Source organism: Leekyejoonella antrihumi (assembly GCF_007845645.1).
In the GTDB taxonomy this organism is placed as follows: domain Bacteria; phylum Actinomycetota; class Actinomycetes; order Actinomycetales; family Dermatophilaceae; genus Leekyejoonella; species Leekyejoonella antrihumi.
In genome coordinates, this window is the sequence record NZ_VCQV01000042.1 from 23,692 (window position 1) to 37,424 (window position 13,733).

Genomic DNA, 13,733 nt, shown 5'->3' on the forward strand with positions numbered 1-13,733 from the left:
CGACGCGGATCCGCCAAGCGGTCGCGGTGACGCTGAGGCGGTCGTCGACCCACAGGCGTGCTTCGGTCATCTCGACCCGGCGCCCGGGTCGAACGACCTTCGCCTCGACACGCACGGTTCCCTGCGGGATTCCTCCGAGCATGTCGACCGTGATCCGGGCGAGCTGCATGCCCGGGTCGGGTCGAGCCTGCTCGACGGCCCGGACCAGCAGTCCGGCAGGCGGTCCCCCGTGCTGCAGCGACTCGTCCCACGGGCTCGCGGTCGACTGGGTGGCCTCGAACGTGCCGTCGCCGCGGGGTAGGTAGAACGCCCGGCTCGCGGGCGCACTCGGCTCTGTCATCGTGCAGTTCCTCTCCAGCTAGGCGGCGACCGGCGCTGCCGCCGCCCGATCGATATCGGCCACGTCGCTGCTCTGGCCGGAGAGTACGGCGCGGCGTCCGATCACGAACACATAGGCCAAGAAACCCACCTCGGCGGCCGCACCGATCCCGATGCGCGCCCACGTCGGCAGACCCGACGGTGTCACAAAGGCTTCGATGACCCCGGACACCAGGAGCACCAGCACCAGCCCCAGCACGACAACCACCGACGACCGCACCTCCTCCGCCAACGCATCCGCACGACGCCGCGGTCCCGGCTCGATCCACGTCCAACAGAGTCGCAGGCCGACCCCGGCCGCCACGAACACCGCTGTCAGCTCGAGCATCCCGTGCGGCAGGATCAGCCCGAAGAACTCCGCCGACCGACCGTGCGCCGACATGATGCCGCCCATCACACCGACATTCAGCGTATTCATCCACAACAGATAGATGACCGGCAGCCCGAGCACGCCGGTGGCGATGCAGACGGCCGCGATCCAGGCGTTGTTCGTCCACACGTGCGCCGCAAAGTCCTGCGCCGCATACTGCGAGTAGTAGCCCGAGAACTCGTGCTGCACCAGGTTCTGCAGCTGATCGGCCGGCACGAACGACGTCTGCACGCCGGGATGCCGGTCCACCCAGATCCCGATGGCAAACGCCAGCAGCACATTGACGACCAAGGTGCTCAGCCACCACGCTCGCGTTCGGTAGAGCATCCCGGGTAGCTGCACGGCAAAGAACTGGCCCACCCCGGCCCACGAGGCAGTGCGCACACCCGTCGCCTTCGTCCGCGCGTCGGCGACCAGGCCGGACAGCATCTGCACCACCATCGGGTCCGGCGCACCGGACCGGATCTGCGACAGATGGGTGGCGACACGCTGGTAGAGGTCGAGCAGCTCGTCGGCGTCCTCTCCCGACAGCCGTCGACGGCGCACGAGCACCCGCAGACGGTTCCACTCGTGCTGGTGCGCGGCCACATACGCATCGAGATCCACGATCAGAACTGTACGCTCGATCGTAATGAGCAAGCCGTCGTCGACAATGCCCGCGCAGCCGCGTCCGCTGCGCGGATCGCAGGACGTCCAGCTGATCACCGGCGAGGCCGTGCTGATCGACATCCCACCGGCAGCGCTGCCGATTCGAGCCGTATCCGGTGCGATCGACCTGCTCGTCTACAGCGCCTTGCTGCTCGGGTGCCTGTGGTTCCTCGCCACCCAGCTGGACTCGCTGAATGCCGCCTCGGCGTCGGCGTTGAGCCTGGCCGCCACGGTGCTGTGCATCGTCGTGGCGCCGATGACGATCGAGACGGTCACGCGCGGTCGCACCCCCGGCAAGCTGATCATGTCGCTCCGCACCGTCCGCGACGACGGCGGGCCGATCGTCTTCCGGCACGCCTTCGTGCGGGCACTGGTCGGAGTCGTCGAGATCTTTTCGTTCGTGGGCGTGCCCGCGCTGATCGCGGCGCTGTGCACCGTGCGGGTCAAACGCCTCGGGGACCTGGCGGCCGGCACCTACGTCGTGCGCATCCAGCGGCTGGGGCCGCTGCCTCCCCCGCCGCCCATGCCGACAGAGCTCATCGGCTGGGCGCAACAGTGCGACATCGCGCCTCTGCCCGACGGCCTCGCGCTGGCAATCCGCCAGTTCCTCAGTAGGACAGGCAAGCTCAGCCTGCAAGGCAGAGCATCCGTGTCGCAGTCGCTGCTTGCGCAGGTGGCCCCACTCGTGTCACCCGGACCGCCGGCCGGCATGCATCCGGAGGTCATCCTCGCGGCGGTCCTCGGCGAGCGCCGCCGCCGAGATCAGCTCCGGCTGATGCGCGACGACCGGCTGCGCGCTCGCCTGCTGCCGCCCGATCGGCTGACTACCCCGCCCGCGACCCTCCGGCAGTGAAAACGGAAGCTATAACGCGCGCATCCACTGCACCCCACGACATCACATGCCGCCGCCCGCCGACCTGCAGTGAATACGGAAGCTATAACGCGCGCATCCACTGCACCTACGCCTCGAGCGCCCGGTCATACCCCGGCTTGACGAGCTCCTCGATGATCGCGAGGCGCTGCTCGAAAGGGTAGAACGCCGACTTCATCGCATTGATCGTGGCCCAGCGCAGGTCCTCGATCGTCCAGCCCGCCTCATCGACGAGCAGCTGCATCTCCCGCGACATGGACGTGCCGCTCATCAACCGGTTGTCGGTGTTGATGGTGACCCGGAACCGCGCGTCCTTCAGGTGCGTGATCGGGTGCGTCGCGATCGAACGAGCCGCTCCCGTCTGGATGTTCGACGATGGGCACATCTCCAGCGGGATCCTGCGGTCGCGGACGTACGCCGCCAGCAGACCGAGCTTCTCGTCTCCCGTTCCCAACCCCACGAAGTCGTCCATGATGCGCACGCCGTGGCCGAGCCGCTCCGCGCCGCACCACTGGATCGCCTCCCAGATGCTGGGCAGCCCGAAGGCCTCACCGGCGTGGATCGTGAAGTGCGCGTTCTCCCGGCGGAGGTATTCGAAGGCGTCCAGGTGGCGGGTGGGCGGGAAGCCGGCCTCGGCGCCGGCGATGTCGAACCCGGCGACCCCGTGGTCGCGATACTGCACCACGAGCCGGGCGATCTCGGTGCTCTTGGCCGCATGGCGCATCGCGGTCAGCAGGGCTCGCACCACGATTCGCGGCCCGGCTTCGGCGGCCTGCCGCTCCCCCGCGCGGAACCCGTCGTTGACCGCTTCGACGACCTGCTCAAGGGCGAGCCCGCCTGACAGGTGCTGCTCGGGCGCATACCGCACCTCGGCATACACGACACCGTCCGCCGCGAGGTCCTGCACGCACTCGGCCGCGACCCGGCGCAGCCCCTCCTGCGTCTGCATGGCGGCGACGGTGTGCTCGAACGTCTCGAGATAGCGCTCGAGCGAACCGGAGTCCGCGCTGTCCCGGAACCACGTGCCGAGGTCGACTGCATCGTTCGACGGCAGGTCGGTGTACCCGATGCGGTCGGCCAGATCGATCACGGTCGACGGTCGCAACCCGCCGTCGAGGTGGTCGTGCAGCAGCACCTTCGGCAGCGCGATGATCTCCCGGCTCGGGTCGCCGGTCATGCCTGTCTCCCAACGGTGTCCGGGCTGAAGGCGGGCAGGCACACGGCGATGTATTCCGCGCCGTCGGGCCCGCACGAGTAGCGAATCCGTTCTCCGGCAGCGGTCTTCACCGACTCACCGGCAGCCACCTCGAGTCGGCCACCGTCGTGCTCGACGATGACCTGTCCCTTCAGGACCACGGTGTACTCGTCGAACTGCGGTGCCTGGAAAGGCTCCTCCCACCCGGGTGGTGCGACCATGTGCGCCACGGACACCTGCCCGTCTCCGGTGCTTGCCAGTCCGATGTGCTCGTCGATGATCTTGCCGCCGGGTACTGGCACCCGCACGGCCTTCGTGAAGTGTTCAGGCATCCGGTCAGCCTACGACTCATCGGCCGCGATGCGCTCCATCACGAGCGATCTGGGTGCGATCTGTTTGCCACTGCCGATCGTCCACGCGCCCGCGAGGGTCTGCTCGGCGCGCGCAAACCGCTCGGGCGTGTCCGTATGCAGGGTCATCAGCGGCCGACCCGCGCGCACCGTATCCCCGGGCTTGGCATGCAGCGTCACCCCTGCGCCCGCTTGCACCGGGTCCTCCTTGCGAGCCCGTCCGGCCCCCAGCCGCCAGGCGGCGACGCCGACCTGCAGCGCATCCAGCCTGGTCAGCACACCGTCGCGGTCGGCCATCACCTGTGTCTGCTCCGCAGCGACCGGCAGCGTGGCAGCCGGGTCCCCGCCCTGAGCGGCGATCATCCGACGCCATACGTCCATCGCGCGCCCGTCCGCGAGCGCGTCCGCCGGGTCGATGTCCGTGCGACCGGCGCCTTCCAACATCTCGCGCGCCAGGGCCAGGGTCAGCTCGACGACGTCGTCGGGGCCGCCGCCCGCCAGCACCTCGATCGACTCCTGCACCTCGAGGGCGTTGCCGGCGGTCAGGCCGAGCGGCGTCGCCATGTCGGTGAGGAGCGCCACCGTGTGCACACCCGCATCCGTGCCGAGATCGACCATGGTGCGCGCCAGCTCGCGGGCGTCCTCGACGGTCTTCATGAAGGCGCCCGACCCGACCTTCACATCCAGCACCAGCACACCGGTCCCCTCGGCGATCTTCTTGCTCATGATGGAGCTGGCAATCAGCGGGATCGCCTCGACAGTGCCGGTCACATCCCGCAGGGCGTACAGCTTCTTGTCCGCTGGTGCGAGACCGGCCCCGGCTGCGCAGATGACCGCGCCGACGTCCTCCAGCTGGTCCAGCATCTCCTGGTTGCTCAGGGATGCCCGCCAGCCGGGGACCGACTCGAGCTTGTCGAGGGTGCCGCCGGTGTGGCCGAGGCCGCGACCGGACAGCTGCGGCACCGCCACACCGCAGGCGGCCACCAGGGGCGCGAGCGGCAGGGTGATCTTGTCGCCGACGCCGCCGGTCGAGTGCTTGTCCGCCGTGGGACGAGACAGCGTGTCGAAGCTCATCCGCTCACCGGAGGCGATCATCGCGGCGGTCCAGCGGGCGATCTCCCGGCGGCTCATCCCGTTGAGCAGGATCGCCATCGCCAGCGCCGCCATCTGCTCGTCGGCGATCGCGCCGCGGGTGTAGGCGTCGATCACCCACTCGATCAGGTCGTCCGGCAGCTCCTGCCGATCGCGCTTGGCACGGATCGCGTCCACGGCGTCGAAGGACTCACTCATGACGGAATCCTGCCACGCCGGCATATCCGTGCCCACCCGCGCCGTATGCAGATCGGCCGCGCCCGCGCAGCGCTCAGCCGGTCACCTGCTGAAGGTCCTCGCGGCCGAACGGCTGCGGCAGCACCTGACTCATCGGCAGCACACCCTGCGGAGTCTGCAGCAGGCACTGCGGGCCGCCGTGCTCCCACAGCAGCTGCCGACACCGGCCGCAGGGCATCAGGGACTCCCCCTCGGCGTTGACGCAGGCCACGGCGACGAGGGCGCCGCCGCCCGTGCGGTGCAGGTCCGACACCATGCCGCACTCCGCGCACAGGGTCACACCGTATGCCGCGTTCTCCACGTTGCACCCGGACACGAGCCGGCCGTCGTCGACCAGCCCGGCCACGCCGACGGGAAACCCGCTATAGGGCGCGTAGGCCGTGTGCATGGCCTCGACGGCCAGCCGCGTCAGTGCCGCCCAGTCGACCGACGGTCGCTCAGCCCTTGACATACGGCTCACCGTCGGCAGCGGGTGCCCGCACCCGCCCGACCAGCCCGGCCACGGCGAAGATCGTCGCGAGGTAGGGCAGCGTCCCGAGCAGGTTGGAGTTGATCGGCACGGGTGTCTGCAACAGCGACAGCACAGTCTGCAGCGCGGTCGCAAAGCCGAAGAGCAGCGCTGCACCGACAGCGCCACGGGGCGTCCACCGGCCGAAGATCAGCGCGGCGAGCGCGATGAACCCGTTGCCGGAGGTGATGTTCTTGGTGAACGACCCGACGGATCCGATGGTGACGAATGCACCGGCAAGACCGGCAACGCAGCCGCCCATGATGACGTTGTGGTAGCGCAGCCGCAGTACGTTGATGCCCACGGTGTCGGCGGCCTTGGGGTGCTCGCCGACCGCCCGGGTGCGCAGCCCCCATCGGGTGCGGACCAGCGCGACATCGATGACGATCACGATCAGGTACATCGCGTAGACGATGATGTTCTGGTTGAACAGCAGCCCGCCGATGACCGGGATGTCCGACAGGACCGGGATGCTGATCGGCCCGAAGAAGCCCGGGTCGTTCATCGTGTTCTGGTTGTTGGCCATCAGCCCGTCGAAGAGGAACCCGGTCAGACCGAGCGCGAACACGTTGAGCACGACGCCCAGGACCACCTGGTTGACCAGGAACTTGATCGAGAAGACCGCGAGCATCGCTCCCATCAGCCCGCCGACGATGATCGCGCCGAGCACCCCGATCCACAGGTTGCCCGCGATGGTTCCCACGAAGGCCCCCGCGAAGGCCGCCGCGAGCATCTCGCCTTCGATCGCCACGTTGATGACGCCCGAGCGTTCGCACAGCAGACCGGACATCGCGCCGAGGATCAGCGGGGTCGCCAGGAAGAGCGACTGATACAGCAGGCTGCCCACCTGAACCGTGCTGCCACCGCTGCCGGCCCAGGCCAGGAAGGACAGCACGAAGAACAGCGCGGCAACCGAGCCGATCCACTTCATCGCGCGCGGGGAGAACCCGCGGATCAGCTGGTAGATCCCGGCCAGCACGATCAGGAGACCGAGCACGAGGCAGGCGGTCTGCGCGGGCAGGTGCAGCTTCGGCACCGAGCCGCCGCCGCTGGCGTTGAAGTCGAAGATCGACGTGGCCGAGTGGGCGCTTCGGCCGAGCACCAGCACGGTGATCAGCCCGATCAGCACCAGGGCAACGCCGGTGCCGATCTGGCGGCCTCGGCTGACTCGCGCCTCGATGACCTTGTGCTGGACGACCTCCTCGGGGATCGGTGCATCCGGCTCGGGCGACAGCACGTCCATGTCGCTCATCGGACTGCCCTCGTTTCGGTCGACTGGATCGAGCAAGCACTGACGGGGGTCCCCGCGAAGTATCGAGCGGAGCTCGCGGAGCGAGAACTGCCGGGGCCCCCGCAAAGTACCGAGCGACGAAGGAGCGAGGACTTTGTGGGGTGGCTTCGTGGGGTCGGGCTCATCCGTTCCACCCCTTCGCCTCGACGGCCATGCCACCGTGATCGGTCTGACGCAGCCGGAAGACCAGGCGCACCAGGCCGGGGGCCGCGATGAAGAGCACGATCAACGACTGGATGATCTGCACCAGGTCCTGCGGGGTGCTGGTGGACGCCAGCATCTGCACACCTCCGGCGCGCAGTGCGCCGAAGAGCAGACCGGCCCAGAAGGTGCCCACGGCGCTGCCGCGCCCCAGTAGGGCCACCGTGATCGCGTCGAACCCCATGCCCGCGTCGGCGTCCGCGGTGACCGCGCCGTTGGGTCCGAGCACCTGCGCGGCGCCGGCCAGCCCTGCCAGCGCGCCGACGATCAGCATGGCGGTGATGTAGGCGCGCGAGATGCTCATCCCGGCGGTCTTGGCGGCGTTCTGGTTGGCCCCGACCGCTCGGAAGCGGAAGCCGATCGTGCTGCGGGTGAGCAGCCACCAGACGAAGAAGGTCGCGAGGATCGCCACGATGAAGGAGGCGTTCACCCGCAGGTTGTTGCCGAGGCCGAACGGCAACAGCCAGAAACGGGCGTTGCCGTCGATCGGCGGCGAGATCGCGTTCTGGTAGGGCTTCGCCTGGAAGCCGTGCACGCCGAGCAGGTAGTTGATGATGCCGATCGCGACATAGTTGAGCATGATCGTCGTAATCACCTCGTGGGCACCGGTCTTGGCCTTCAGCCAGCCGGCGATGCCGCCCCAGAGGGCGCCACCCACGATGCCGCCGATCACCGCGATCAGCAGGTGGATCACGACCGGCAGGTGCCAGGCGAACCCGATGTAACCGGAGAAGATCGCCGCGATCAGCATCTGCCCCTGGGCGCCGATGTTGAACAGCCCGACCCGGAACGCCAGGGTCACCGATAGACCGGCCAGGATCAGTGGGGTGGCCGCGACCAGGGTCTCGGACAGCGGTCCGAGGATCTTGGACGCCGAGCCGGAGGACAGCGCCGACGGGTCGAGGATCGCGCCCTGGAAGAGCGCGGCATACGCCTGCGAGATCGCCTTCCACCCGAAGGAGAACGTGTCACCGGGAGCCGAGAAGAAGTATTTCGCCGCATCTCGGGTGGGCTGGTCGGAGATGACGATCAGGACCGCGCCGACGACCAGCGCGGCAAAGATCGACAGCACGGTGACCACGGCCGGGTGGTCGCTGCGGAAGAGCTCCCACAGCGTGCTCTTGGCGGCCGCGTTCTCCTGCGGCACCTGTTGCTCGCCCTCGGGCACGCCCTTCGTGGGGGTGTTCACGCGCTCTCCTTGGTGCTGTCGGGGGCCTGGCCGGCCATGAGCAGGCCGAACTGCTCGGCGGATGCGGTGGGCGGCAGCTCGCCGATGATCTTGCCGCGATACATCACGCCCACCCGGTCTGCGAGGCCGATGACCTCGTCGAGCTCGGTGGACACGAGCACCACCGCCGCACCGCGGTCGCGCTCCTCGACGATCCGCTTGTGCACGAACTCCATGGATCCGACGTCGACGCCGCGGGTGGGCTGTGAGACGACCAGGAGCCGCAGCGGCCGAGAGAGCTCACGGGCGAGCACGACCTTCTGCTGGTTGCCGCCGGACAGCGTTGACGCGGTCGAGTCGATCGACTGGGTCCGCACGTCGAACTCGTCCACCCGCTCCTGGGCATTGCGGTCGATCTCGCCCAGGTTGAGGGAGATTCCGGTGCCGAACGGCGCCTTGTCGTAGGTGTCGAGCACGAGGTTCTCGGCGATCGTGAAGCTGTCGATGAGCCCGTCGTGCATCCGGTCCTCCGGGACGTAGCCGACGCCGAGGCCGAGGATGTCATCGGTCGGCAGGTCGGTGATGTCCTTGCCATCGAGCCGAACCCGCCCCTTCTCCGGGTCGATCAGTCCGACCAGGGCCTCGGTGAGCTCGGACTGGCCATTGCCCTGCACCCCCGCGATGGCATAGATCTCGCCCGCACGCACGGTCAGGCTGATGTCGTCGACCAGCACCTGGTTGGTGTCATCGACGACTCGCAGGCCCTCGACCTCGAGCACCGGCTCCCCGGGCTTGGCCGGCTGCTTGTCCACCCGCAGCTGCACGGGGCGTCCGACCATCATCGACGCGAGCTGCGCTGGTGTCGCGCTGGGTTCGGCACTGCCTACGACCTTGCCCCGACGGATGATGGTAATCGTGTCGGCGACCGCCCGGACCTCGCGCAGCTTGTGACTGATGAAGACGATGGAGGTGCCGCCGGCCTTGAGTGCGCGCATGACGTCCATCAGGTGGTCGGTCTCCTGCGGGGTCAGCACGGCGGTCGGCTCGTCGAGGATCAGCACCTTGGCCTTGCGCGCAAGGGCCTTGATGATCTCGACCCGCTGCTGGATCCCGACGGCAAGATCCTCGACCTTCGCGTCCGGCTTGACCTCCAGGTGGTAGGCGGCAGACAGCTCGGTCACCATCTTGCGGGCGCGAGCCCGGTCGAGGAAGCCGAGCCTCTTGGTGTATTCGTCACCGAGCATGACGTTCTCCGCGACGGTCAGCACCGGCACCAGCATGAAGTGCTGGTGCACCATGCCGATCCCGGCACGCATCGCATCACCGGGACCGTGGAACTTCACCGGCTCATCGTCGACGAGGATCTGCCCCTCGCTCGGCTCATAGAGCCCGTAGAGCACGTTCATCAGGGTGCTCTTGCCGGCACCGTTCTCACCGAGCAGGGCATGGATCTCCCCCGGCTCGACGGTCAAATCGATGTGGTCGTTGGCGACCAGCGACCCGAACGTCTTGGTGACGCCGCGAAGCTCGAGCTTCACCTTCTACCTCCAGGACACACGACAACTCGGGCAGGGCAGGTGGTGACCTGCCCTGCCCGAGGACTTCGTCAAGACTTGGGCTGGTTGGGCGAGGTGATCTTGATCTTGCCGGACATGATCTCCGTCTTGACCTGCGCGAGCTCGCTCTTGAGCGCACCGGGGACCTTGCTGGCGAACTGGTGGAACGGCGCCAGGCCGACCCCGTTGTTCTTCAGCGTGCCGATGTAGTTGCCGGTCGGGAACGTCCCGTCCGACGCCTGCTTGAGATAGGTCTGCACGCCCTGCGACAGGTTCTTCGTCGCACTGGTCAGGATGTACTTGCAGTACTGCGCGGCGCTCTCGCAGCCGTCGGTGTCGACCCAGATCAAGTTGAGCTTGCCGTTCGAGGCCTGCGCGGCGGCGCCGGCGCCGAGTCCCGCGCCACCGGCAACCGGGAAGACGATGTCGGCACCCTGCGACTCCATCTGCTGGGTGATCGACTTGCCCTTGCCCTGGTCGGTGAAGCTGCTGGAGAAGGTCCCCTTCTGGGTCTTCTCGTTCCAGCCGAGCACCTTGACGCTCTTGTGCTTCTGCGTGTTGTAGTAGGTGACGCCCTCGGTGAAGCCGTCCATGTAGATCGTGACCGGCGAGATCGGCAGGCCGCCCCACGTGCCCACGGTGCCCGACTTGGTCATCCCGGCCGCGGCATACCCGGCCAGGAACGCCGCCTGGGCGGTGTTGAACTGGATGCCGTAGTCGTTGCTGCCCTGGGATGCGTCGTCGATCTCGGCGAAGTGCGTCTTGGGGTACTTCGCGGCAGTCGACTTGACCGCGCTCTCCATCAGTCCGCCGACCGCGATGACCGGGTCGCAGTTCTGGCCGGCCAGCTTGGTCAGGTTCGGGATGTAGTCGCTGCTGGAGTTGGACGGGACGTACTTGATCGAGATGTTGGGGTTCGTCTTGTTCGCCGCCTGCATCCCGGCCCAGGAGGACTGGTTGAAGGAGCGGTCATCGACACCGCCGGTGTCCAGCACCATGCAGGCCTTGAGCTTGGCGCCGGCCGCGGCGCCGCTGGCACCGCCCGACGCGGCACTGCTCGACGTGGACGACGATCCCGACGCGCCCGCCGAACCCGACGATCCCGACGAACCTGATGACGGCTTGCTCCCGCAGCCCGCCAACGCAAGCGACCCCAACGCGGCAACTGCCGCGATCTTCATCACCGGACGCACAATTTTCTCCTTCTTCCGACTTCGCACTCGTGGTCGCACCCGGGAGCCTGTTGCGCGCCCTGACCGGCGGAACGGGTTGGTGGCCTGACCGCCCCGGTATGACCGACAAAGACTAGCCCGGCCAGGGCCCACTGTCTGCGGGCTCGGCACATTACGACGAACTGTTATCGGACTGTTCCCTCAGGGTCGGGTGGCGTCCGGTTCCTGCAACACGGCGACCGCAAGCACCCGCGCGCCGACGCTGATCGCCCGCTCGTCGACGACCAGGTTGCCCTGGTGCAGCTCGTAGGTCGCGCCGCCGGGGGTGCGGGTGCCGAGCCGGGCCATCGCGCCGGGCCGGTCCATCAGCATCCAGCTGAAGTCCTCCCCACCCAGGGACTGCTTGGTCGGCACCACGGATGCCGGCCCGACCGCTCGCCGGGCAGCGGCGGCCAGCGCCTCGACGCAGACCGGGTCGTTGACCACGGGTGGCACACCGCGCACGTGCTTGACGTCCGCCTGCACCCGATACGGCTTGACGATCTCGGTGACCAGCTCCTCGACCAGGCCGTCGACCGCCGACCAGGCATCGACATCCAGCAGCCGCAGGGTGCCGATGCACGTGCCGACATCGGGGATGACGTTGACGGTCTGCCCCGCGTTGATCGAGCCCCAGACGAGTGCCGCGCCGGCGCGGGGGTCGAGCCGCCGGGACAACGCACCGGGCACGTCGGTGACCACCTTCGCGAGCGCGTAGGTGAGGTCACCGGTCAGGTGCGGCCGTGAGGTGTGCCCGCCCTTACCGGTCAAGGTGATGGTGATCGCGTCGCAGGCCGCGGTGATCGGCCCGTCCAGCAGCCCGATCGTGCCGACGTCGATGCTCGGGTCGCAGTGCACGGCGAACACTCGGTCCACTGCGTCCAGTGCATGCTGCGCGATGACCTCGGGTGCACCGCCGGGGATGACCTCTTCGGCGGGCTGGAAGATGAATCGCACGGCCAGCCCCCGATCGACAAGCGCCGCCTCGTGCTCCTTGAGGGCGAGCGCCGCGCCCAGGACCACCGTGGTGTGCACGTCGTGGCCGCAGGCATGGCATACGCCGTCGCGGGTCGAGGCGAAGTCCAGCCCGGTGCGCTCGGGGATGGGCAACGCGTCCAGATCCGCGCGCAGCCCGACGCGGTAGGTCGGCTGGGCGGCGCCGATCTCGGCGATCAGTCCGGTGGCCTCGAGGCGGCGGACCGAGATGCCGGCCTCGGTCAGCGTGCTGGCCAGGAAGTCGGTGGTGCGGTGCTCCTGATTGGACGTCTCCGGATGCGCGTGCAGGTCGCGGCGCCACTCGATCAACAGCGGCGCCAGCGCCTCGACCCGGTTGGCCACGAGGTTGCCGAGATCGACGGACATAGGCAGAGAAGCGCTCACAATCTGTCGATGTTAGTCCTCGCCGAGGGCGAGCTTGAAACCGGAGCCACGCTGCTGGGCCCGCTCCCGCAGGATCTCGACTGCCGTCCGGCGGTCGTCGTCGCCCACCAACGCGCTGCCGGACCAGACCACCAGGACACCCGGCTGACCCTGCGCGGGTTGCACGTCGCGCAGGCTGTCGACCAGTGCATCCCAGTTGTGCCCGAACCAGTCCGGTAGGCCGAAGGCGCCCTGGAAGGCACGCAGCAGCGCGGCCTTGTCGGTGGGCCGTGTCAGGGTGATCTCTATGACCCGCCAGCCGGCATCCGCGCCCGCAGCGACCACCTGCTGCGGATCATCCACCTGCAGCAGGGCGCCACCGCTGGCGAGCCAGTCGCGGACCTCGCCGTCGTTCACTGCACGATCCTGCGAAACGACCGGTAGTGGTCATCGGTGTAGTAGAGCGTGCCGTCCCGGGCCTTGATGATCCGGCGCGCCCCGCGGTCAGACGATCCGGGCGTGTCCACGGTGTACTCGTGGTAGTAGCCGTTCGCCTCCTTGGGCAGCATCCTCTCCCGGTTCTGGTAGACGATGCCATCGTGCGGGTAAGGGAACGGCCCGCCGGCGGCGATCAGGTCCAGCGTGTGGTGCGCCTGCGTGGGCAGTCGGTCGTAGGCAACGGTGCCACCCTGGTCTGCGGCCTGGCTGGACGTCACCGACGTGGTCGGCACCAGGCTGCGCCCGCTCGCCGAGCCGCCGCTACCGCCGCCGTCCCCGACGTGCGCGATCGCCCAGACGACGAGCAGGATCAGGACCAGCGCGCCGACCGCCATCGGCGCGAACCGGCGTCTGACGAGACCGAGAAACGAGCGCATGACCTAGAAGGTGTCGTGCGGTACGTAGGTGCCCCAGATGTCGCGGAGGGCGTTGCTGACCTCGCCGCCGGTGGCCCGGGCGGCCAGCGCCTCGCGCATCGGCAGCAGCACATTGTCGGTCCCCTTCGCCGCGGCCCGCAGCCCGTCCAGGGCCCGAGCGACCGCGTCGTTGTCCCGCTGCGTGCGCAGCACCGCGAGCCGCTCACACTGATTCGCCTCAATGCTCGGGTCCACCCGCAACGGCTCATACGGCTCCTCGGCATCGATCCTGAACTTGTTCAGGCCCACCACCGTCCGCTGACCCCCATCGATCTCCAACGCAATCTGATACGCGGACCGCTCGATCTCACCCTTTTGGAAACCCTCCTCGATCGCCCGCACCGCACCACCCTTGTCCTCGACCTGACCCATCAACGCCAACGC

At 68.4% G+C, this 13,733-nt stretch carries 14 protein-coding genes and 1 pseudogene; 1 reads left to right on the forward strand and 14 read right to left on the reverse strand.

Translation table 11 applies throughout. The features are described 5' to 3' along the window. Nucleotides 1–22 precede the first annotated feature (22 nt). Nucleotides 23–340 (reverse strand): annotated as a pseudogene (locus FGL98_RS27260) (acyl-CoA thioesterase domain-containing protein); the annotation flags it as partial. Between the two features lie 18 nt (nucleotides 341–358). Continuing rightward, on the reverse strand, nucleotides 359–1,354 hold the full coding sequence (locus FGL98_RS21395) for a stage II sporulation protein M (RefSeq protein WP_146320334.1): 996 nt from the start codon (nucleotides 1,352–1,354) through the stop codon (nucleotides 359–361). 25 nt (nucleotides 1,355–1,379) lie between these two features. Here FGL98_RS21395 and FGL98_RS21400 point away from each other — a divergent pair, with 25 nt between their 5' ends. Continuing rightward, entirely contained in the window at nucleotides 1,380–2,249 is an 870-nt protein-coding gene (locus FGL98_RS21400) for an RDD family protein (RefSeq protein ID WP_222432322.1), read from the forward strand. 106 nt (nucleotides 2,250–2,355) lie between these two features. Here the strand turns inward: FGL98_RS21400 and FGL98_RS21405 are convergent, their stop codons facing one another. The 12 genes from FGL98_RS21405 to FGL98_RS21460 all read right to left on the reverse strand — a co-directional run. Next, a complete protein-coding gene (locus tag FGL98_RS21405; protein ID WP_146320336.1) occupies nucleotides 2,356–3,444 on the reverse strand; it encodes an adenosine deaminase in 1,089 nt (362 codons plus the stop codon). Further along, on the reverse strand, nucleotides 3,441–3,794 hold the full coding sequence (locus FGL98_RS21410) for a cupin domain-containing protein (protein WP_146320338.1): 354 nt from the start codon (nucleotides 3,792–3,794) through the stop codon (nucleotides 3,441–3,443). Before FGL98_RS21410 ends, FGL98_RS21405 begins: the two co-directional genes overlap by 4 nt. Nucleotides 3,795–3,803: 9 nt before the next feature. Continuing rightward, the gene (locus tag FGL98_RS21415) at nucleotides 3,804–5,102 is read right to left on the reverse strand and encodes a thymidine phosphorylase (protein ID WP_146320340.1); all 1,299 of its coding nucleotides are present in this window, start codon (nucleotides 5,100–5,102) and stop codon (nucleotides 3,804–3,806) included. A gap of 73 nt (nucleotides 5,103–5,175) precedes the next feature. Continuing rightward, nucleotides 5,176–5,592, reverse strand: a complete 417-nt coding sequence (locus FGL98_RS21420) for a cytidine deaminase (RefSeq protein ID WP_146320342.1) — start codon at nucleotides 5,590–5,592, stop codon at nucleotides 5,176–5,178. Continuing rightward, nucleotides 5,579–6,901 (reverse strand): ABC transporter permease, encoded by a 1,323-nt coding sequence (locus FGL98_RS21425; RefSeq protein ID WP_222432323.1) that lies wholly within the window; start codon nucleotides 6,899–6,901, stop codon nucleotides 5,579–5,581. Before FGL98_RS21425 ends, FGL98_RS21420 begins: the two co-directional genes overlap by 14 nt. Before the next feature lie 160 nt (nucleotides 6,902–7,061). Then, nucleotides 7,062–8,330 carry an ABC transporter permease gene (locus tag FGL98_RS21430; protein WP_222432324.1) on the reverse strand — a complete coding sequence of 423 codons (1,269 nt, stop codon included), beginning with the start codon at nucleotides 8,328–8,330 and terminating at the stop codon, nucleotides 7,062–7,064. Further along, nucleotides 8,327–9,847, reverse strand: a complete 1,521-nt coding sequence (locus FGL98_RS21435; RefSeq protein WP_146320344.1) for an ABC transporter ATP-binding protein — start codon at nucleotides 9,845–9,847, stop codon at nucleotides 8,327–8,329. Before FGL98_RS21435 ends, FGL98_RS21430 begins: the two co-directional genes overlap by 4 nt. Before the next feature lie 68 nt (nucleotides 9,848–9,915). Further along, the gene (locus tag FGL98_RS21440; RefSeq protein WP_246136684.1) at nucleotides 9,916–11,058 is read right to left on the reverse strand and encodes a BMP family lipoprotein; all 1,143 of its coding nucleotides are present in this window, start codon (nucleotides 11,056–11,058) and stop codon (nucleotides 9,916–9,918) included. Nucleotides 11,059–11,238: 180 nt separating this feature from the next. After that, entirely contained in the window at nucleotides 11,239–12,438 is a 1,200-nt protein-coding gene (locus tag FGL98_RS21445) for an amidohydrolase (protein ID WP_146320346.1), read from the reverse strand. 30 nt (nucleotides 12,439–12,468) lie between these two features. Further along, nucleotides 12,469–12,852 (reverse strand): barstar family protein, encoded by a 384-nt coding sequence (locus tag FGL98_RS21450; protein WP_222432325.1) that lies wholly within the window; start codon nucleotides 12,850–12,852, stop codon nucleotides 12,469–12,471. Continuing rightward, the gene (locus tag FGL98_RS21455) at nucleotides 12,849–13,310 is read right to left on the reverse strand and encodes a guanyl-specific ribonuclease (protein WP_222432326.1); all 462 of its coding nucleotides are present in this window, start codon (nucleotides 13,308–13,310) and stop codon (nucleotides 12,849–12,851) included. Before FGL98_RS21455 ends, FGL98_RS21450 begins: the two co-directional genes overlap by 4 nt. A gap of 3 nt (nucleotides 13,311–13,313) precedes the next feature. Further along, nucleotides 13,314–13,733 (reverse strand): methylmalonyl-CoA mutase family protein (locus FGL98_RS21460; protein ID WP_246136685.1); only part of this gene is annotated, 420 nt, incomplete at its 5' end.

What these genes read in the sequence shown, in the direction of transcription:
- FGL98_RS21445 (WP_146320346.1), bottom strand. Translation starts at nt 12,438, where the DNA reads ATGTCCGTCGATCTCGGCAACCTCGTGGCCAACCGGGTCGAGGCGCTG.
- FGL98_RS21455 (WP_222432326.1), bottom strand. Translation starts at nt 13,310, where the DNA reads ATGCGCTCGTTTCTCGGTCTCGTCAGACGCCGGTTCGCGCCGATGGCG.
- FGL98_RS21415 (WP_146320340.1), bottom strand. Translation starts at nt 5,102, where the DNA reads ATGAGTGAGTCCTTCGACGCCGTGGACGCGATCCGTGCCAAGCGCGAT.
- FGL98_RS21425 (WP_222432323.1), bottom strand. Translation starts at nt 6,901, where the DNA reads ATGAGCGACATGGACGTGCTGTCGCCCGAGCCGGATGCACCGATCCCC.
- FGL98_RS21420 (WP_146320342.1), bottom strand. Translation starts at nt 5,592, where the DNA reads ATGTCAAGGGCTGAGCGACCGTCGGTCGACTGGGCGGCACTGACGCGG.
- FGL98_RS21400 (WP_222432322.1), top strand. Translation starts at nt 1,380, where the DNA reads ATGAGCAAGCCGTCGTCGACAATGCCCGCGCAGCCGCGTCCGCTGCGC.
- FGL98_RS21410 (WP_146320338.1), bottom strand. Translation starts at nt 3,794, where the DNA reads ATGCCTGAACACTTCACGAAGGCCGTGCGGGTGCCAGTACCCGGCGGC.
- FGL98_RS21405 (WP_146320336.1), bottom strand. Translation starts at nt 3,444, where the DNA reads ATGACCGGCGACCCGAGCCGGGAGATCATCGCGCTGCCGAAGGTGCTG.